We start from the raw sequence: 20,156 nt of genomic DNA on the forward strand, positions 1-20,156 counted from the left end.
CCTCCAGTCGTCAGTGCAGTGCTTCCATCCGCCACGCCGGAAGCCGCTAACACTGCATCGAAGCCAGTCAACAAAGCCAAGGCACCAGTTCAGGACGCAGCACCAAAAGCTGCAACAGCTCCTGTTTCTCCTGCGCCATCCGTTGTAGCCGCCACGCCTGCCGCCGCTCTTACGCCTGCCAACGACGATTCGCGCAATGGCAGAGCCGTTGCTGCAGCACCGCGTCGCATTACCGAACGCTCGTCCAAGCTTTTCTGGACAACGACTGCCATGAGCGTCCTTTGGGCCGCCGGCGGCGTTGCGATCAGCAAGGCAATCAGCCCTGATGTGTTCTCCAGCCTTCAGGCAACCAAAGACTTTTTCACATCCCCTGCCGGTCTCGGCGTAACAGCTGGTGTGGCGCTGCCCGTCATCATGTTCTGGGGCTTTGCGCATCTGGTGCGTCGTGCGCAGGAAATGCACGTTGCAGCACGCAGCATGTCGGAAGCAGCGCTCAAGCTTTTGCAGCCTGAAGCCGCTGCAGGCGACCGCGTTTCCACGCTGAGCCAGGCTGTTCGCCGCGAAGTTGCAGCGATGAACGAAGGCATCGAGCGCACACTTGCACGCGCCGTCGAACTTGAAACACTCGTTCAATCCGAAGTTAATCAGCTTGAACGCGCTTATAGCGACAACGAAGTGCGCATTCGCTCGCTTGTCAGCGATCTGGGCAATGAGCGTGAAGCTGTTGTCAGCCATGCCGAACGCGTTCGCTCTTCCATTACTGGCGCTCATGAGCAGCTCAAGGAAGAATTGTCGAGCGCTGCCAATATCATACGCGATAATGTTGTATCTGCATCTCAGCAGCTCAGCTCGCTTCTCGGCGATTCTGGCGAACGTCTGATCGGCAGCATCAACGAAAGCGGCGGCGCAATTGCTGACGCCATTGAAAAGCGTACCGGCGATATTGCAACACGCATCACGACTTCCGGCGAAGCTTTTGCAAGCGAACTGGATACACGTATTGCGACGCTCGATCAGCAGTCGCGTGAAATTTCGGAACGCGTAAGCTCGGCGCTCGATGAGCGTACAGCTGGCATCGCAACTCTGCTTGGCGGCGCCACGCAGTCGATGGTCAGCGAGTTCGACGCACGCCTGACCCAGCTCGACACAACGCTGAACGAACGTGGCCGCTCGCTCCTTTCCGAGTTTGAAACACGCGCCCATGCGCTTGATAGCAGCACTGAAAAGCTGAACGCGGCTCTTGAAACCCGTTCGCGTCAGATCAACGAAAATCTCATTGCACGTACTCGTGAAATTGCAGAAACCTTCTCTGGTGGCCGCAATGCACTGAGCGCAATGATCGATGAAACGAAGACCAAGATCAGCGATGATCTGACTTCGATCAGCGAAAGCGTTGGCAACGTTCTCAACGAAAAAGCTTCGGCTTTTGCTGGCAAGCTTGCAGAAAGCCGCGATGTTCTGGCGTCTTCGCTTGAAGGTGAAACTGAACGCGTTTCAGCGGTTATCCGTGGCCATGCTGATACGCTTGCCGCACGCACAAGCGATATCGAAAACGCAATTAACAACAGCGCTTCGGCTCTGGATTCAGCTGCTGAGCGGCACGCGGCTATTCTTGCTGACAGAACAAGTGTTCTTCAGGAAGAAATGGCAAACAGCGCTTCGCGCCTCGATGCGACCTTCGCAGATCACTCGCGTTCGCTCGAAGAGCGTGCAGCCTCTCTGCAGGGTGTCATCGCTGGCAATCAGGCAATGCTTGCTCAGCTGATGGATGAACGTACAAGCGTATTGCGCGATAATTTCAACGAAAATCGTGAACTGATCGCTCGTACTTTTGATGAACGGGTCAATTCGCTGCAGACTCTTATTGCTGACAATCAGCAGGAGCTGGCACGCGTATTCGACGAACGCTCGCAGACGCTTAGCGAAACAATCGGTGCAAGCCGTTCTGCCTTTGAAGCAACGTTCAATGATCACGTTCAGCACGTCGAAGAACGCACGAGTGGACTGCGCTCGGTTCTCAACGATCACAACAGCGCCCTCGTCCATATCCTTGATGGGCATGAACAGACGATTGAAGGCCGCACCGCTGCAATCCGCGAAACTCTGACTGAAAGCACTGCGTCGCTCAGCCAGACCCTTCAGGATCATGGCGATATCCTTTCGCAGCGCACGACCAATCTGCACAACGCGATTGAGAACAGCAGCGATGCGATCAGCCGCGCTTTCGAAGGCCAGACCGGCATTATCGAAGAACGCACACAGACCATGGAAAAGGCGCTTTCGATTGGCGTCGACAATGTTCGTCGCGCACTCGAACAGAGTGCTGGTGTCGTAGCAGGCTCGCTGCGCGAGAAGATCACGGAAGCAGCCAGCACGCTTTCCGCTGAAGCAGCGAAGGCTGGTCAGGCTCTCGACGGCTTTGGTCAGAGCTTCAGCGCCGATCTCATCGCGAACCTCTCCGGCACTGAAGAACGCCTCGGCGAACGCGCAAATGCGATTGCAGAACGTCTGTCGCAGATCGAAAGCAGCATTGCTGATACCGCAACCAAGACAAGCGATACGCTTGCTGGTCACAGTGAAGCATTTGCCGCAAGCGTTGCCGATAACCTGGCTGGCACAGAAGCTCGCCTGAATGAACGTGCAAGCGCGATTGCCGGCGGTCTCGAAGCCATTGAAAGCCGCCTCACCGGTGAGCTTTCAGCAATTGAAGCCCGTATCGCAGACACTGCTACCAAAACCAGTGAAACACTGGCCGGTCATAGCGAAGCATTCTCTTCAAGTGTTACGGAAAATCTTTCCGGCACTGAAGCTCGCCTTGCTGAACGCGCAGATGCCATTGCAACGCGCCTCGGCGACATCGGTTCGCGCATCACGATGGAACTTGGTTCGGTTGAAGCCCGTATCGCTCAAGTTACCGATACGACTGCCGTTACGCTTGAAGAACGTACCCGTGAGCTGAATGCTGTCCTCGCTGCACGTTCACAGGAAATCACGCAGATCCTCAATGATACTGCTGAACCGCTTGTACAGCGTCTTGCAGATAGCGGTCGCGGCCTTGCTCAGCAGCTTGAAGAAGCAACCCATGCAGCAACTGACCGTCTTCGTTCGGAAAATGCAGCACTGGTCAACGCATTGGCCAGCCGTACGGCTGAAACAATTGCTGCTGTTCAGCAGGCGAAGTCTGGCCTTTCGGACAATGTCAGCGAACTGATCGACCGCCTCGCCGCTTCAAACGGTGAACTCGGCAAGCTGATCGACGCTGCTGCCCGCAACCTGACAGACATTGATGGTCGTCTCGTTGAAACAACCAGCAGCTTCGTTGAAAACGCAAACCGCGCTGCACAGATGTTCCAGGCTTCGACCGGTCTCATTGACAACAACATCGGAACGCTGCGTGCGCTTTCGGATGGTACCCTGTCGCAGATCGCTGATATTGCGGAACGCTTTGAAGAACACGGCAAGGTTCTCTCGTCTGCTTCGGACATGATCAACTCGGCTCAGAATGGCCTTGCAGGTACTCTTGAAGACCGTCACCTGGCGCTCGACAAGCTAGCTTCCGGTCTGGTTGAAAAGTCGGAAGGCATCGAGAAGCTGATGCAGTCGTTTGAAACGGTTGTTGCATCTGCCTTCCAGCGTGCTGAAGGACAGACTCGCGTTTCTGCTGAAAAGATGCGCGAAAGCGTTTCCGAGATCGTGGAACAGGCTTCGCAGAAGTTCTCTGCTGCCACCGACGATATCCGTCGCACGGCTTCGGAAATTCGCAGCGAACTCGACACAACCCGTGGCGAGCTCAAGCGTGGCGTTCTCGACATGCCTGCAGAAGCAAAAGAAACGACGAGTGCCATGCGCAAGGCGGTTGGCGAGCAGATCAATGCTCTCAAGGAGCTTGCTGAAATCGTCAACAAGTCGGGACGTCTGGTCGATGTTGGCGAAAGCCGTGCAGACCGCTCGGTTTCCCGTCCGGTTCAGACCCAGCGCGCTGCTCCAGCTCCGACACCAGTTCAAGCTCCTGTCGCGCCACGCCCACAGGCTCAGGCACCACAGGCTGATGTTGCAGTCCGTAGCCGCCCTGTAGAGGCACCAAAGGCCGCTCAGCCTGCGCAATCGGCTGAAAAGCCACGCGGTTGGGTTTCGGACCTTCTGGCTCGCGCCTCCCGTGACGATGAAGCTGCAGCGCCATCGCAGCCGCAGTCGACACAGGCTCCGCGTTCACCGAGCCACGTCGTTGAATCGCTCAACTCGCTTTCGGTCGATATTGCTCGTGCAATCGATCATGAAGCATCGGTTGAGCTCTGGGACCGCTACCGCCGTGGCGAACGCAATGTCTTCACCCGTCGTCTTTACACGCTGAAGGGTCAGCAGACATTTGACGACATCAAGCGTAAGTATCAGACGGATGGTGAATTCCGCCGCGCCGTAGACCGTTACATGGACGACTTCCAGCGCCTGCTTGAAGACGTTGCACGCAACGATCGCGATAACATGGTCACACAGACCTATCTCACGTCGGATACCGGCAAGGTTTACACCATGCTCGCTCACGCAAGCGGACGTCTGCGCTAATCGCGGACCATATAGTATGAAAGAAAAACGCGGCTCTCGGGCCGCGTTTTTTGTTTTGGAATGAAGACGGATTATCGAAGCTGCACGTCGCGAACTATCGAAACCGAGCAACAGAGTGAAACGAGTTCAAGGTGGAGCAAACCGGGATGAATAATCAGTTCATTGGACTGATTACACGCAAATCCCCGGCTCCGACGTTTCCGCGTCATGCACTAGAGCGTGTCGCGCTTAGTCGCACCCATGGCGCTCGCTCCAGATACTGTTAGTTGTCGCATGTTCGCGAACGCTAAATGAATCCATTTAGCTGCAACATGCTTTAGGCTGGCACGAAAAAAGCAGGCCGGAGATTATCCGACCTGCTTTGGAGTGTGTTTCGATTTGATTTGATTGGATTAGATCGACGCCCTAAGCCTTTTTATTTGAAGCATAATCTTATCGATCCTCGATTCACCCCGATAGGATTATGCTTTGACTTTAGACGCGTTCTGAAATGATTAGAGCGACGATATCGTCCAGCCCACGACCTCGCTTACAGTCCGATCAAACGCAGCGTCCAGTGCTTTGACATAGGCGCTGTTTGTCGCGCCACTGACCGGAACGGATGAGCGGAACACGCGCGTTGAGCGTACTTCACCATTCTTGTCATTCATCAGCTTCACGGCAAGCTCTACGACTGCAACACGCTGTCCACCGTAGACCTGAACGCCGAACATGCGCAGATCGGTGAGTATCTGATAATTGATTGCCAAGCCGTCGCCAGGACGGCCTACACCACCAAAGACACCCGTATTTTCATAGGCCTGCACAATTCGCGACTGAACGATATTCGTCAGGCGGTCGCCCCATTGTGCGCCCTTCAGATATTCGATTGAGCCCGGTGAAGAGCTGATAACGATATTTTCGCTGTCGAGGGCTTTCAACGCCGTAGGAGTCGGTATCAGCAATTGAATGCTCTTCCGGCTAGGGGAAGAAACATTGGGCTGCGGTGCCGAAAGGTTGAAAGTGTCGAGAGGCGTTGTCGTTCCACAGCCTGCGAGAAGGCCCACAACGAGTGCAGACACAGCAGAAGCTTTGATGAGCGAGCGGCGTGATTTCATATCAACGGAACCGATTCTGGAAATCAATGACGCGCCCTCCCGTTATACTGCGGTACGTTACCTTGTCCGCCGAAAATCAGACGCTGCGGATTGCGTTCGAGATCTGTAATTGCCTGTTCAATACGCTGGATCGAACGACGGCTGTCAACCACAACCGACTGAACATCGCGCAGACCTTGGCCTGAAAAACGCTGCAGATTGTCTGCAATCGGTCCGAGACGCTTGTCGAGATTGGTTGAGGTCTGGCGGATTGATTCAAGCGTGGCTTTTGCCTGCGCTACGACGCCATCCTTGTCGTCGCTAGACAGAAGCTTATCAGCCTTGGCCATGATACCTTCAACGCGAACGGATGCTGCATTCAAGCGGGCCATCATATCTTTTGCATCTGTGATGATCTGATTGATGTTGCCAGTATTGGAACCAAGTTCTTCAATCACATCGGCATTCTTCGCCAGCGCGTCTGTGAAAGTCTTCGTGTTCTTGATCGTGTCAGTCAGAGGGCCGCGCGCATCTTTTGCAAAGCCTTCCAATTCGCCCAAAACACTGTTCGCGCGGGCAAAGATGTCCTGTGCGGTGGCGAGAAGATTGTTGATTGAGGACGGATCGGCGTCGATACGCGCAACCGTGTCTTCCTTTGCAGCTTCGGTCAGAAGATTGGGTTCATCCAGACGCCCGCCCTTCAATTCGATGTAAGCCTGGCCTGTAAGGCCCTGAAAACCGAGCGTAGCGGCAGTTGAGCGCGTGATCGGCGTTGTCGCATTAACGCGCGTCTGCACGATCACCATGCCGGGATTGGTCTCATCGAGATGCAGGCGGCGCACATCACCAACCTTGATACCGTTAAACAACACCTGACTACCGATGCTGAGGCCCGTTACCGAACCCGGAATGCGCACATCAAGAGCAACCGAATCCCTCGCTTCACCGAAGCGGGCGATCCAGTACACGAAACCGAACGCCAGCAGACTGACGATCAGCGTGAACACTCCTACCAGTACGTAATTGGCTCTCGTTTCCATACCTTATCCAGTCTGCAAGCGGCTACCCGGCCGCCGTCTGCTTGGCGCCGAAGTGTCAATCTGGCGCGCGCGCTTGCCTTGAAAATAGGATTTAACCCATGGATCGTCTACAGTCAGCATGTCTTCAATGGAACCGCTGACCAACACTTTTTTGTTGCCCAAAACTGCAATGCGATCGCAAATCGCAAACAGACTGTCGAGGTCGTGGGTGACCATATAGACAGTCAGTCCCATTGTATCGCGAAGGTTCGCAATCAGCTCGTCAAAGTCTGCTGCACCGATCGGATCAAGACCCGAAGTCGGCTCATCAAGGAAGACGATATCGGGATCAAGAGCCAGTGCGCGGGCTAGTGCTGCGCGCTTGATCATGCCGCCTGAAAGCTCTGACGGGAATTTCTCAGCTGTATCCGGTTTCAGTCCCACCAGATCGATCTTCAAACGCGCAAGCTCATCCATAAGCTTTGGTGAAAGATCGAGATATTCACGCATCGGCACCTGAATGTTTTCCAGTACATTCAGCGCTGAGAAAAGCGCACCATGCTGGAACAGAACACCCATGCGCATATCGATGGCCATTTTCTCGACGTCGCCCAGACGATCGATGTTTTTGCCCAATATCTCGATATCTCCAGACTGCTTTTTATTCAGTCCGAGAATTGTGCGCATAAGCACCGACTTACCGGAACCGGACGGTCCGATGAAGCCAAGCACCTCGCCCTTGTATATATCAAGCGACAGCTTATCGAGAACAGGCGCACGACCGCCGAAAGAAACAGTAACATCACGCACCGATATGATCGGCACGGGCGCCTGATTGCTTTCCTCGTCGTGTGATTGTGGCTGCTGATCGATACTGCTCTCCATACCTATTCTTTATCCGAGCTTGCTCTGAGACTGAACCGCAAGCGAGAATCTCAAGTCTGATTTATCTCTGACTGTGTCCGAAATAGCCCATAAAAACAACGGATCGTCACACTTTTAAAAATCAATAGCGGCATAGAACATGGCAAACATGCCATCTACTACGATTACGACAAAGATCGCTTTGACCACAGAAGCAGTAACGCGACGCCCAAGCGATTCTGCGCTGCCGCCGACCTTCATGCCTTCAACCGAGGCGAGAATGCCAATGATCATTGCCATAAACGGCGCTTTAATGAGGCCAGCGAAATATGTATTGAGCGCCACTGCATCATGCAGACGGCTGATAAAAGCTTCCGGTGAAATATTTGAGTAAAACCAGGCAACGCCTGCAGCACCAATCAAAGCCGCAAGATCGGCGATGATTGTCAGCAGCGGCAGAACGACGACGAGTGCCACAAGACGCGGAAACACCAAAACGCCGACCGGATTAAGACCGATAACCGTAAGCGCGTCTGTTTCCTCGCGCATTTTCATCGAACCAATTTCAGCGGTAATCGCACTTCCTGAGCGGCCAGCAATCATGATGGCGGTCAACAAGACACCCAGTTCGCGCAGTACAAGAATACCGACCAGATCGACAACAAAGATTTCAGCGCCAAAATAGCGGAGCTGAAAGGCACCCTGCTGTGCGATAATCGCACCGACAATCGTCGACATAAGTATAATGATCGGAATGGCACCAACGCCCATACGATCCATCTGTGTGACAATAGCCGGGATAGGAATACCACTGCCGCGACCAGCTTTCAGCTGAGCTCCACGGATGGTAGCGCCAAGAATATGCATGGCCATTTTGAAATCGTCATAGATCGAGACGACGCCTCGGCCCAGCGATTCCAGCATACGAATAATGACGAATGGCTTTTTGACTTGCGGCACATCAAGTGTACGCTCGACGGCATTACCGACCTCTTCCATAAGCGGAAGCCAGGCGGGCTTAACACCCTCAAGACGAACATCGATATTTTGCGACTTCAGCCTCTGACGCAGACGCTCTATGAGCCATGCACCAGCCGTGTCGAGGCCCGCCACGTCAGTCGCATCTATGATGACTGCCTGCGAACCGCCAACTTTTTCAAGCTCGCGCATTTTCTTGTCAACGAAATTGACGCTTTGGGAAACCCAGCGTCCACTCAGGCTAACAAGACGCGCGCCATCGTGCTCGGCCAAATCAATCTTTGGCGCGACATTGGCAGCAGTACTTGCTTTGTCGGCAGTGTCGGTCAACATGGCCTAACCTCATACACGAGTCGTTGCACGACCGAAATACTGCGTCCTAAAGGGCATATCCATGCACAATAGCTTGAAAATCATTCATGAACGCTATCCCATCGCCGGGAAATTCACAATCTCCCGCGGCTCGAAGACTGAAGCCGCAGTGATCGTATGCGAGATCGGGCATAATGGCCTATTGGGGCGCGGCGAATGCGTTCCATATGCACGTTATGGCGAATCAATTGAGAGCGTAAGCGAACAAATTGAAGCCGTGCGCTCAGCTATTGAAAGCGGTGCCACACGTCAGGATATTCAGACGCTCATGCCAGCAGGTGCGGCCCGCAATGCGGTTGATTGTGCAATGTGGGATCTGGAAGCCAAACTCTCTGGCAAGAGTGTCGCCGATACACTTGGCACACCAACGCGGGCGCTGGAAACCGCCATTACAGTGTCGCTCGGAACGCCCGAAGAAATGGCAGAATCGACCGCGAAGGTCGCGCATTACCCTCTAATCAAAGTGAAAATGGGCGGCGACAACGATATCGAGCGTATTCACGCAGTTGCCGATGCGGCTCCAAACAGCCGCATCATTATCGATGCAAATGAAGGCTGGACTGAAGATAATATCGAAGAAAATATGGCGGCCGCAGCCAAAGCAGGCGTGGTTTTGATTGAACAGCCCCTGCCCGCCGGTAAAGATGATATTCTAAGCCGCATCGAACACCCGGTGATTATATGCGCCGATGAAAGCGTTCATACGTCGGTCGGTTTGGAAGATCTCGCCAAGCGCTATGATGCCGTGAATATCAAGCTCGATAAGGCTGGTGGCCTGACCGAAGGTTTGATTATGCGCGAAAAGGCTACTTCGCTCGGACTTCAAATCATGGTTGGCTGCATGGTTGGTACATCGCTTGGCATGGCGCCTGCCGTTTTACTGGCGCAGAAAGCCGATGTCGTTGATCTGGACGGTCCGCTGTTATTGGCACACGACCGTGATCCTGGACTGCGCTATGACGGGGCGCTGGTTTATCCGCCAGAGGCGACTGTCTGGGGTTGATTCTCGGTTCTGCTGAAAGGTTGTGCGACACTCTTCGTTGACGACAGAACGTTTTCGAAGATGTCCGCACAGGCTTCCCATGTGAAAGGCTTGAGCACTTCAGCGGGATCAAAGGCTGGCATTTCAAGTGCCGCAATGCATGCTTCATGCAAATCTTCGGACAAAACCCCCGCTCCTGTTGCGCCCACAACATCGGATGATCCCGGTACGGGAAATGCCGCCACAGGCAGGCCCGACGAAATGGCTTCCAGCAGAACGAGGCCAAACGTGTCGGTTCTGCTCGGAAACACAAACACATCCGCCGATGCATAGACACGCGCGAGGTCTTTGCCCTCTTTCTTGCCAATGAAAACGGCTTCAGGAAAACGGGTTTTCAAATCGTCGAGTGCCGGACCATCACCGACGATCAATTTCGTTCCCGGCAGTTTCAACTCCAGAAATGCTGGCAGGTTCTTTTCTGTTGCTACGCGTCCGACGCAGATAAAGACCGGCTGCGGTAGGTCCCTTTTAACATCGTCGCGTGGATGAAAAAGCGTGCGATCAACACCGCGGGTCCAAAGCTCCAGCCCTGTAAAACCACGTCCATGCAAATCGTCGAGGATTGATTGGGTTGGAACAAGTGTATGCGACGCCGCATTATGGAAGCGGCGCAAGAACGCATAAGTCCACTTTGGCGGAATTGGAAACCTGTCCTGAAGATATTCAGGAAAGCGGGTGTGAAAGCTTGTTGTAAAGCTCCAACCCATTTTAAGACATGCACGCCGCGCCATGAAGCCCAGCGGACCTTCGGTGGCGATATGCACATAGTCCGGCTGCAATTTCACGAGCCGTCGGCGGAAGGCTGATGGGGTCGTCATGGCCAGACGAATTTCGGGATATGTCGGACAAGGTACCGAACGGTAATCCTGTGGAGAGATGACAATCACCTCATAGCCACGTTCGGTCATCAGTTCACAGCATTTTGCCAGCGTTCTCACAACGCCATTTACTTGTGGATGCCAGGCGTCTGTTACGATGACTAGTTTCTTCATCTGCTGCCATTCACCGCTTTTCGGGCTGCTCTCGGAAGCCTGATTATTCTTCCACCTGGATTTGCGTCTTGCACGGCAGGGAGTGATGGTTTCTGGCCCAGACGCTCAGTCCATTCGAGCAATTCCATACGTCCATCGAAATGCTCGACAACCGCTGTGCAGCTTTCTACCCAATCGCCGGTGTTGATATATTCAACGCCGTTCATCTTCTCGATGGTCGCATGATGGATGTGGCCGCAGATAACACCATCGACGCCGATGCGTTGTGCTTCTTCTGAAACCACGTCTTCAAACTTGCCGATGAAGTTGACCGCTTTCTTGACGCGGAATTTAGCCCATGCCGAAAACGACCAGTAACGCAGACCAAACATTGCACGCACGCGGCTCATGATCGTGTTGATCCAGATGGCCGTATCATAAGCCCAGTCACCGAGATAGGCGATAAAGCGTGCATTGCGCACCACAACATCGAACTGATCGCCGTGAATGACGAGGAATTTACGTCCGTCCGCCGCTTCATGAATACCGCGGTTCATCACTTCGATGCCGCCAAAATGCGTACCCTGAAAATTGCGCAGGAACTCATCGTGGTTGCCGGCAATATAAATGATTGTCGCGCCCTTGCGGCTTTTGCGCAGAAGCTTCTGCACAACATCGTTGTGCTCCTGTGGCCAATGCCAGTTGCGTCGCAGACGCCAGCCATCAACGATATCACCAACCAGATAGATCGTTTCAGCATCATGGCAACGCAGGAAGTCCAGCAAAAGTTCGGCCTGAGCCGCCTTGGAGCCAAGATGCACGTCAGAAATAAACAGAGTGCGGTATTTCTTTGACTCAGTCTGTTCATCGCTCATTTGGTTGTCCTTCCGATGGCAACCCGGATTTGAGCGCAGAAAACCCGATTCATGTCACAGACATATGACGGTTAAAAAAGAGACGCAAAGCCAATAACTTCGCGTCTCTCAAATAGAATTTTCAATATATCTGAATGTTTATCTCAGAGGCTGAGATCAAATATGTCGATGCAAAACTAAGTGACTGTATCAAGCTTTGGGCCAACATAGATCGACTGTGGACGAATAAGTTTGTTCTCTTTTATTTGTTCACGGCAGTGTGCAACCCAACCCAAAGTTCGCCCCATGGCAAATACGGAGGTGAAAGCTGCGCGAGGGATATCAAGCTGTTCAAGCAGTAAAGCCGTGTAATATTCGACATTGGTTGACAGCATTCGTTCCGGCTTATGCTTATTCAACACAGCGATTGCTGCAGTTTCCACCGCCTCAGCCAAATGCAGCCTGTCTTTGTTAGCGTTTTTGCTCTCTATAATGCGATGAAGCGCAGCTTTGATTACATCGGCCCGGGGATCACGAATGCGGTAAATCCGATGACCAAACCCCATTAAACGCTCACCTTTGGAAACAGCCCTATCCAGCCAAACTTCTGCATTCTTGGCATTTCCAATCGCGTCCAACATATCAAGCACAGGAGCAGGTGCTCCGCCATGAAGTGGGCCTTTCAAAGCGCCGATTGCGGCCAGAATTGATGACGTCATCCCCGCCTGTGTCGAAGCAACCACACAGGCAGCGAAGGTCGATGCATTCAAACCGTGATCAGAAACAGATACGAGGTAGCTATTGAGGGCCTGAACATCAATTTCCTCCGGCATCCTGACATTCATCATACGTAGAAAGTCGACGCTATGCGGAAGAGAAGGATCGGGAGACAGCATCTGTCGTCCACGTTTCATACGCATAATGGCAGGAGTGAAAACAGCCGGAACTGCAACCATATAAAGAGCGGCTGTAAGGTCATCTCCGTCGGGGATTCTGGCCATCAGCGCACGCACGACTTCTATCGGCGGCAGTTCAAGCAACACATCGTCTATTGCATCGGTGTGATGAAAAATCTGAGCACGAGCCTCACCGAGCGCACGCTGAAGTTCCTCTCCCTTGGGAATGTCATCAAACAAGCCATCCCATAGAAGCTCAATACAATCCTCAAAACTGGTATGAGGAACAAGATTATCGAGCGATCGCCCACGAATGATGAGTTTTCCCGAAAGACCATCGACATCCGACAAACCGGTTTCGGCGACGACAATATTTTCAAGGCCACTGCGCATGACACATATATCCTAGTCTGTTTACTGAATTTTACTAAGTATAAGCCTCCAAAAATTAAACGAAACAGTGCTATATAGTTAGCTATTAAAGTAATTTCTTATATAAATTATCCCAGATAATGAGGGACACAAATTTTCAAAATCGAAGCGATATTCCCGGTAAAATTAAGGTCGCAATTATTTGAGTGGTAAAAAAGCGCGGAACAGGTGGACATTTCCGCGCGTCAACCAAAATCCGGTTGATTGCGACATTGGCTTGGTGGCATGTCTGTTGCCATAAAAGAAGCTGTTTCACTCGAAATACCATTCAACTGCGGAATAACTGCTTCTCGAAATCGGGCCTATAGTGATTTGATAGTTTGAGATAAGAACGATAATGGCTCAAAAGACGCAAATAAGCGTCCCTGCGCGGTTTCCTCCCCCAGCTGCGCGCATGAACCGGAAAGCGATGCGATAATGACGAATAAAAAGACCCCCTCCACTTCCACGCGTTCGGATTTTGACGAAGCGGCCCTGTTCTTCCACCGCTACCCGAAGCCGGGCAAGCTGGAAATTCAAGCCACCAAGCCGCTCGGAAATCAGCGCGACCTTGCGCTTGCTTATTCGCCAGGCGTCGCCGCCCCCTGCCTCGCCATCCATGAAGATCCCGCTGCTGCTGCCGAATATACGGCGCGCGGCAATCTGGTCGCAGTTATTTCAAACGGCACCGCGGTTCTTGGCCTTGGCAATATCGGCGCACTTGCATCCAAGCCAGTGATGGAAGGCAAGGCCGTTCTCTTTAAGAAATTTGCAGATATCGATGTTTTCGACATTGAAGTCGATGCACATGAAATCAACCGTATCGTTGATGTTGTTTCCGCGCTCGAACCGACCTTTGGCGGTATCAACCTCGAAGACATCAAGGCACCTGAATGCTTTGAAGTTGAAGAGCAACTGCGCGCCAAAATGAATATTCCGGTCTTCCATGACGATCAGCATGGAACGGCAATTATTGTCGCCGCCGCAGTGCTCAATGGACTGGAATTGGCTGGAAAAGAAATTGGCACTGCCAAGATTGTAACTTCAGGCGCTGGTGCTGCGGCGCTTGCCTGTCTTAACCTGCTGGTTAATCTTGGCGCCAAGCGCGAAAACATCTTTGTCTGCGATATTGAAGGCGTGGTCTATGAAGGCCGCAATACGCTTATGGATCGCTGGAAGGAAGTGTACGCACAGAAGACCGACGCACGCGTGCTGGCCGATGTTATCGGCGGCGCAGACGTTTTCCTCGGCTTGTCGGCGGCTGGTGTTCTGAAGCCTGAGCTTCTCAAGCAGATGGCTGAAAAGCCATTGATCATGGCACTGGCTAATCCAAATCCAGAAATCATGCCGGAAGCTGCGCGCGAAGCACGCGCCGATGCTATGATCTGCACAGGACGTTCAGACTATCCGAACCAGGTCAACAACGTCCTCTGCTTCCCTTACATCTTCCGTGGCGCACTTGATGTGGGTGCGACTGCAATCAATGAAGAAATGAAGCTCGCAGCGGTTCGTGCTATTGCAGCATTGGCTCGCGAAGAACCTTCTGATGTTGCTGCCCGGGCCTATTCGGGTGATACACCGACTTTCGGACCAGATCACATTATCCCATCGCCATTCGATCAGCGTTTGATCCTGCGTATCGCTCCTGCGGTTGCCAAGGCTGCGATGGAAAGCGGTGTTGCAACGCGTCCAATCGAAGACTGGGAAGCTTATACCGACAGGCTGAACCGCTTCGTCTTCCGTTCCGGCCTCATCATGAAGCCAGTCTTCGCGGCAGCCCGCGCGCAGAGCAAGCCGATGCGCGTGATCTATGCTGACGGTGAAGATGAACGTGTATTGCGTGCTGCTCAGGTGGTTATCGAAGAACGTATTGCTGCACCAATCCTCGTTGGTCGTCCACACGTTATCGAAACACGCCTTCAGCGCTACGGTCTAAAGATTCGTCCAGGCACTGATTTCGATCTTATCAATCCGGAAGATGATCCACGTTACCGTGATTATGTCGACCTTTATCTGTCCTATACGGGCCGTCAGGGTGTGACCCCTGAGGCGGCACGTACAATCGTACGTACCAACTCGACGGCAATTGCAGCGCTGGCTGTGATGCGCGATGAAGCAGATGCCATGATCTGTGGTCTGGAAGGACGCTTTGAGCGCCATATGCGCGTCGTGAAGCAGATTATCGGCAAGCTTCCAGGTATCAGCGATTATTCTGCCCTCAGCCTGCTAATTTCGCAGCGCGGCGCACTGTTCCTCACCGACACTTATGTCAGCGTAGAACCGGAAGCCGAAGAAATCGCTGAAATGGCAATTCTGGCTGCCAAGGAAATCAGCCGTTTCGGAATTGAACCAAAGGCTGCACTCGTTTCACATTCCAACTTCGGATCGAAAGAATCCGCAAGTGCAGAGAAGATGCGTCGGGCCGCAGCGTTGCTGGCAGAAAAAGCTCCAGAGCTTGAATCTGATGGTGAAATGCATGGCGACTCTGCGCTTTCGCAAGCTTTGCGGGATCGCGTATTCCCGAACTCGCGCCTCAAGGGCGAAGCAAACCTTCTGGTTTTCCCGAACCTTGACGCGGCAAACATCACGCTAAACGTGGTCAAGACGGTGACTGATGCACTGCATGTTGGGCCAATTCTGCTCGGCACAGCGCGCCCTGCCCACATCCTTACGCCGTCAGTTACATCGCGTGGCGTTGTGAATATGACCGCTCTGGCAGTTGTTGAAGCACTTCAGCGCTCGGGAGAATTGAAGAAGTAAAATAGAATAAGAACTTGCTATAATATATATTATCAATGTATAATAAACGCCAAGTATGAATAATCGTACTTGGCGTTTATGCTTTCTTAAATACAATACATAACAATCGATACGTACGAACAAACAGGACGGGCTTGTTCTATGAAGATTGCTTGTAGACGTTTTTTTCGCCTGGCATCGCCAGCGATGGTGTTAACGACCGCATTATTGATAGCCGGCTGTACAACCACCCAACCGGTGCAGCAATGCTCTCCAAAAGAGAAAGCGCGATTGTCGAGCAATGTTGCATCGACGAAAGCAAAACTTGAACAAAGCAAAGCTCAGCTTGCACGGACTCGTACTGAACTATCAAAGCAAAGCTGTTTCAGTGCGGGCAAATCCACATCGTGCACGCGCCTTAAGACGCGAGCGGATAAACTGCAGTCGGACGTTAAAACTCTTGAAAACCAGCTCTCTGAGCTAAATGCCACGATAGCTGGCAGATCGCACGCTGGTCGATATGTTCAGGCATGTTCGGCGACTTGGGCACCCGCTCGAAAAGCGCAGAAGGCTGCTCCCAGAAAAACAGCCTCAAACAAAATATCTAAAAACGACCAGACTAAAGTCGCGAAAACTGTAAGTGAACCGGTCGAAGATTTCGTTGTTCCACCATACGAAGCAACGGAATCGAGTTACGCGCCGACATCACAACCAAAAGTTCAACCAACTGACTATATCGCTCCGACAGCAACCACACCGCCAGCGGAGCGCACCTATACGGAAAGCTCGAAAGTTAGAGTAGTCGGATCTTCGTTCTATCCGGACCAATCAAAACCAGTAGGTCCGCAAGCTCCGGACCATGCGCCTGCCCCGTAAGTGCGATACGCAGGGGCATGAATAATGTCTTGCCCTTGCGTCCCGTCGCGATCTTCACAGCATCGGTCCATGTTTTCCAGGTCTGCTTATCCCAAGGAGCAGCAGGTAGCAGTTTAAAGGCTTCCTGCACAAACACCTGATCTTCTTCGGCTAGCTCCGGCTTTTCCGGCAGATCGCCATTGATGATCTGCCACCAATGAGCCGCATCGTTGAAACGCTCAAGGTTACCACGAACAGTTGCCCAAAAAGCCTCTGCCTTATCGCCTGAAATGCCGAGTGCTTCGAGACGCTCTTTCGCTTTCTCAAAAGGCATATCATGCAGCAAAGCGCGGTTAAGCGTATCAAGTTCTGCTGGGTCAAACTTTGCCGATGATTTTGAAATCGCAGCAAGATCAAAACGTTCTGCCAAGGCATCCATATCGATCGCTGCCGAAACGGACTCGGATGTTCCGATCAGAATGGCCAGCGAAGCGACCGACATAGGTTCATAACCGCTTTCACGTAAGCTACCGACCGAAAGAGCGCCAGAGCGCTTGGAAAGCCCTTCGCCAGAAACCGTGGTGAGCAGGTTGTGGTGGCCAAAGACCGGCGGTTCGGCACCGAGCGCCTTGAAAATTGCAATCTGCACGCCCGAATTAGTGACATGGTCGTCACCACGGATGATGTGGGTGATGCCAAGATCAATATCATCAACAACCGATGGCAGCGTATAGAGATAAGTGCCGTCTTCGCGAACCAGAACCGGATCGGACATGGAAGCCAGATCTACAGTCTGTGGCCCACGCACCAGATCATCCCAATGGACTTCGGTGCGTGTGGTTGCGAAAGGATCGCTTTCAAAGTTTGGTAGAAGGAAGCGCCAGTGCGGCTTGCGGCCCTCAGCTTCGAAAGCTGCCTTTTCGTCATCGGTCAGCTTCAGAGCTTCGCGGCCATAGACTGGCGACAAACGACGCGCGAGACGAAGCTTGCGACGGCGTTCGAGTTCGTCGGCCGTTTCATAGCAGGCATAGAGAAGACCGGCCTGCTTCAGCTTCTCGACAGCCTTGGCATACACATCAAAGCGCTTTGACTGATATTCGATCCGGTCAGGCGTAACACCCAGCCATGCGAGATCAATGGCAATAGCATCGGCATATTCCTGCCTGGAGCGTTCAACGTCTGTATCATCATAACGCAGAATAAAATTGCCGCCGTTCTTCTTGGCGTAAAGCCAGTTTGAAAGTGCGGTACGTGTATTGCCAATATGAATATACCCCGTCGGCGACGGTGCAAAACGAACTGTTACGGTCATTATGAAATCTCTCAGCGGTCGCGGAAGCGGTTCGTTATTGGATAACGACGATCACGTCCGAAATTCTTCTTGGTAATTTTGACACCAGGCGCAGATTGGCGGCGCTTGTATTCGGCCAGATTAAGCAGGTGCTCGATCCTTTGCACCGTCTCAAGCTGATGGCCACGCGCAACAATCTCTGCATTGCTCATTTCGTTTTCAACGAGGCATTCGAGAATGTCGTCCAGTACCGGATAAGGCGGAAGACTGTCCTGATCTGTCTGGTTTTCACGCAATTCTGCGGATGGCGCTTTTGTGATGATGTTTGTCGGGATAACCTCGCCAGAAGGGCCAAGGCTGCCAACCGGAACATTGTTGTTGCGCCATTCGGACAGAGCAAAAACCTGCATCTTATAGACGTCCTTGATGGGGTTGAAGCCACCATTCATGTCGCCATAAAGCGTTGCATAACCTACCGACATTTCCGACTTGTTGCCCGTGGTCACAACCATCGAACCGAACTTGTTGGAAATTGCCATAAGGATAGTGCCGCGTGCGCGGCTTTGCAGATTTTCCTCAGTAACGCCGCTCTCAGTGCCTTCAAACATTGGCTTCAATGCAGACAGAAAGCCTTCGACAGGCTCTGCGATAGGCACAATATCGTAACGCACGCCGAGCGCCTTCGCGCAATCAGCAGCGTCTTTCAGCGACTCTTCCGAGGTGTAGCGATATGGCAGCATCACGCAGCGCACGCGATCCTTGCCCAGCGCATCGACACCTAACGCCGCGCAAATCGCGGAGTCGATACCACCTGACAGACCAAGCACGACATCCTTGAAGCCATTCTTGTTCACATAATCACGCAGACCCAGCATACAGGCAGCATAATCAGCTTCCAAACCTTCTGGCAGCTTTGCCTTTTCAGCTGCTTCGCAATGCCAGCCCTCGCCGTCCCGCTTCCAGACAGTCAGCGTAATCGCTTCCGCAAATTGCGGCATCTGCAGGCTAAGGGTCTTGTCGGCATTGAACACAAAGGAACCACCATCGAAGACCAGCTCATCCTGCCCGCCAACCTGATTGGCGTAGAGCATCGGAAGTTCGGTTTCGATAACCTGTTTCAAAACGACCTGATAGCGGCGTTCGATCTTGGCGCGGTGATAAGGCGAGCCGTTTGGCACCAAGAGAAATTCAGCGCCGCTTTCAGCTAGCGTTTCGGCTACTCCGAGATCGCCCCAGATATCTTCGCAAATCGGAATACCAATGCGCACACCGCGGAAATTCACCGGACCTGGCATTGGACCCGGTTGGAAAACGCGCTTTTCGTCAAATTCGCCGTAGTTCGGCAGATCGACCTTAAAACGCTCGGCAATAATTTCGCCGCCATCCAGTACAGCAATCGAATTATGCAAACCGCTATTGCGTTGCATAGGCGTGCCGATAATAACGCCCGGACCGCCATCAGCGGTGTCTTTTGCTAGCTCACCAACGGCCTTTTCACAGGCCGCGACAAAGGCAGTCTTCAGCACAAGATCTTCCGGCGGATAACCTGCAATGAACAACTCGGTGAACATCACAAGGTCGGCGTTCATTTTGGCTGCTTCTGCGCGGGCTGCACGAGCCTTTGCAAGATTTCCGGCGATGTCGCCCATAACAGGATTGAGCTGTGCAACGGCAATACGAAGCATATCGAGATTCTCGCTGGTGCTGATCATGCCCAAGCTTTAGCGCGCTTGTGCAATTAATTGCAACGGATGGAGTTCAAGAACGGCTGTTCTTTGTCAGATCATATAGGTCGTAATAAGAATATAGCCCCATGTGGCAGCTACAAACACAATCGCGATCAGGACGGCGAGCGACCCGCAATCCTTGGCAATCTGAATTTCTTTATGAAAATCACGCGAGACTGCATCGCAAGTGGCCTCAATACCCGTGTTGAGCACTTCAACCAGAATGAGGAACAGGATCGATCCCGTCATCAGCAAGAATGCCAGCGCACTAGGAGCCAGGAAAAATGCGATTGGCAACGAAAGCAGAAACAGGACAAGCTCCTGCTGAACCGCTTTCTCGTGCTTGGCCAAATGCCGGAGAGCACGCATTGAATTGAGAAACGCCAGAATAATCCGCTTCATCGATGCCCCCAAGTGAGTTTTCGCCAAAATCAATAAGCGAATTCAGCCGAAACACAACAGGGCGGAGGATAAATCCTCCGCCCTGTATTGAATTGA

General features: G+C 52.7%; 13 protein-coding genes. 3 read left to right on the plus strand and 10 right to left on the minus strand.

Features of this window, described 5'->3' with window-relative positions; genetic code table 11:
* Positions 1-573 precede the first annotated feature (573 nt).
* Positions 574-4,563: an apolipoprotein A-IV repeat region-like domain-containing protein gene (locus QSJ70_RS23310; RefSeq protein WP_502871717.1), complete on the plus strand. Its 3,990-nt coding sequence runs from the start codon at positions 574-576 to the stop codon at positions 4,561-4,563.
* A gap of 494 nt (positions 4,564-5,057) precedes the next feature.
* Here the strand turns inward: QSJ70_RS23310 and QSJ70_RS23315 are convergent, their stop codons facing one another.
* From QSJ70_RS23315 to QSJ70_RS23330, 4 genes are all read right to left on the minus strand, one after another.
* Positions 5,058-5,660, minus strand: a complete 603-nt coding sequence (locus QSJ70_RS23315; protein WP_407976340.1) for an ABC-type transport auxiliary lipoprotein family protein — start codon at positions 5,658-5,660, stop codon at positions 5,058-5,060.
* A 23-nt stretch (positions 5,661-5,683) separates the two neighbouring features.
* Positions 5,684-6,679: an MlaD family protein gene (locus QSJ70_RS23320; RefSeq protein WP_064320612.1), complete on the minus strand. Its 996-nt coding sequence runs from the start codon at positions 6,677-6,679 to the stop codon at positions 5,684-5,686.
* A gap of 3 nt (positions 6,680-6,682) precedes the next feature.
* Entirely contained in the window at positions 6,683-7,543 is an 861-nt protein-coding gene (locus QSJ70_RS23325) for an ABC transporter ATP-binding protein (protein ID WP_007874947.1), read from the minus strand.
* Positions 7,544-7,657: 114 nt separating this feature from the next.
* Complete coding sequence (locus QSJ70_RS23330) at positions 7,658-8,833, minus strand: ABC transporter permease (RefSeq protein ID WP_064320610.1); 1,176 nt, start codon at positions 8,831-8,833, stop codon at positions 7,658-7,660.
* Between the two features lie 61 nt (positions 8,834-8,894).
* Between QSJ70_RS23330 and dgcA the strand changes: the two genes are divergently transcribed.
* Positions 8,895-9,875, plus strand: a complete 981-nt coding sequence (dgcA, locus tag QSJ70_RS23335) for an N-acetyl-D-Glu racemase DgcA (protein WP_285540066.1) — start codon at positions 8,895-8,897, stop codon at positions 9,873-9,875.
* On the opposite strand, the gene QSJ70_RS23340 is transcribed toward dgcA, so the two are convergent.
* The 3 genes from QSJ70_RS23340 to QSJ70_RS23350 all read right to left on the minus strand — a co-directional run bounded on the left by QSJ70_RS23340 (position 9,845) and on the right by QSJ70_RS23350 (position 13,028).
* On the minus strand, positions 9,845-10,906 hold the full coding sequence (locus tag QSJ70_RS23340) for a glycosyltransferase family 4 protein (protein ID WP_112804792.1): 1,062 nt from the start codon (positions 10,904-10,906) through the stop codon (positions 9,845-9,847). The genes dgcA and QSJ70_RS23340 overlap by 31 nt on opposite strands.
* On the minus strand, positions 10,903-11,760 hold the full coding sequence (locus QSJ70_RS23345) for a UDP-2,3-diacylglucosamine diphosphatase (protein WP_285540069.1): 858 nt from the start codon (positions 11,758-11,760) through the stop codon (positions 10,903-10,905). Before QSJ70_RS23345 ends, QSJ70_RS23340 begins: the two co-directional genes overlap by 4 nt.
* A gap of 176 nt (positions 11,761-11,936) precedes the next feature.
* Complete coding sequence (locus QSJ70_RS23350) at positions 11,937-13,028, minus strand: citrate synthase/methylcitrate synthase (RefSeq protein WP_285540071.1); 1,092 nt, start codon at positions 13,026-13,028, stop codon at positions 11,937-11,939.
* Between the two features lie 456 nt (positions 13,029-13,484).
* On the opposite strand from QSJ70_RS23350, the gene QSJ70_RS23355 reads away from it, so the two are divergent.
* Positions 13,485-15,806, plus strand: coding sequence for an NADP-dependent malic enzyme (locus tag QSJ70_RS23355; RefSeq protein ID WP_007874938.1), 2,322 nt, complete (start codon positions 13,485-13,487; stop codon positions 15,804-15,806).
* Positions 15,807-16,578: 772 nt separating this feature from the next.
* On the opposite strand, the gene gltX is transcribed toward QSJ70_RS23355, so the two are convergent.
* The 3 genes from gltX to QSJ70_RS23370 all read right to left on the minus strand — a co-directional run bounded on the left by gltX (position 16,579) and on the right by QSJ70_RS23370 (position 20,060).
* Positions 16,579-17,952: a glutamate--tRNA ligase gene (gene gltX, locus QSJ70_RS23360; protein WP_285540074.1), complete on the minus strand. Its 1,374-nt coding sequence runs from the start codon at positions 17,950-17,952 to the stop codon at positions 16,579-16,581.
* An 11-nt stretch (positions 17,953-17,963) separates the two neighbouring features.
* Complete coding sequence (locus tag QSJ70_RS23365) at positions 17,964-19,643, minus strand: NAD+ synthase (RefSeq protein ID WP_064320604.1); 1,680 nt, start codon at positions 19,641-19,643, stop codon at positions 17,964-17,966.
* Positions 19,644-19,709: 66 nt separating this feature from the next.
* Positions 19,710-20,060 carry a diacylglycerol kinase gene (locus QSJ70_RS23370; protein ID WP_007874929.1) on the minus strand — a complete coding sequence of 117 codons (351 nt, stop codon included), beginning with the start codon at positions 20,058-20,060 and terminating at the stop codon, positions 19,710-19,712.
* Positions 20,061-20,156 lie beyond the last annotated feature (96 nt).

This window comes from Brucella sp. NBRC 12950 (assembly GCF_030268145.1).
Lineage (GTDB): Bacteria > Pseudomonadota > Alphaproteobacteria > Rhizobiales > Rhizobiaceae > Brucella.

Coding starts and splice junctions, on each gene's coding strand:
- QSJ70_RS23310 (WP_502871717.1), top strand. CDS start 574: ATGAACGAAGGCATCGAGCGCACACTTGCACGCGCCGTCGAACTTGAA.
- QSJ70_RS23315 (WP_407976340.1), bottom strand. CDS start 5,660: ATGAAATCACGCCGCTCGCTCATCAAAGCTTCTGCTGTGTCTGCACTC.
- QSJ70_RS23320 (WP_064320612.1), bottom strand. CDS start 6,679: ATGGAAACGAGAGCCAATTACGTACTGGTAGGAGTGTTCACGCTGATC.
- QSJ70_RS23325 (WP_007874947.1), bottom strand. CDS start 7,543: ATGGAGAGCAGTATCGATCAGCAGCCACAATCACACGACGAGGAAAGC.
- QSJ70_RS23330 (WP_064320610.1), bottom strand. CDS start 8,833: ATGTTGACCGACACTGCCGACAAAGCAAGTACTGCTGCCAATGTCGCG.
- dgcA (WP_285540066.1), top strand. CDS start 8,895: ATGCACAATAGCTTGAAAATCATTCATGAACGCTATCCCATCGCCGGG.
- QSJ70_RS23340 (WP_112804792.1), bottom strand. CDS start 10,906: ATGAAGAAACTAGTCATCGTAACAGACGCCTGGCATCCACAAGTAAAT.
- QSJ70_RS23345 (WP_285540069.1), bottom strand. CDS start 11,760: ATGAGCGATGAACAGACTGAGTCAAAGAAATACCGCACTCTGTTTATT.
- QSJ70_RS23350 (WP_285540071.1), bottom strand. CDS start 13,028: ATGCGCAGTGGCCTTGAAAATATTGTCGTCGCCGAAACCGGTTTGTCG.
- QSJ70_RS23355 (WP_007874938.1), top strand. CDS start 13,485: ATGACGAATAAAAAGACCCCCTCCACTTCCACGCGTTCGGATTTTGAC.
- gltX (WP_285540074.1), bottom strand. CDS start 17,952: ATGACCGTAACAGTTCGTTTTGCACCGTCGCCGACGGGGTATATTCAT.
- QSJ70_RS23365 (WP_064320604.1), bottom strand. CDS start 19,643: ATGATCAGCACCAGCGAGAATCTCGATATGCTTCGTATTGCCGTTGCA.
- QSJ70_RS23370 (WP_007874929.1), bottom strand. CDS start 20,060: ATGAAGCGGATTATTCTGGCGTTTCTCAATTCAATGCGTGCTCTCCGG.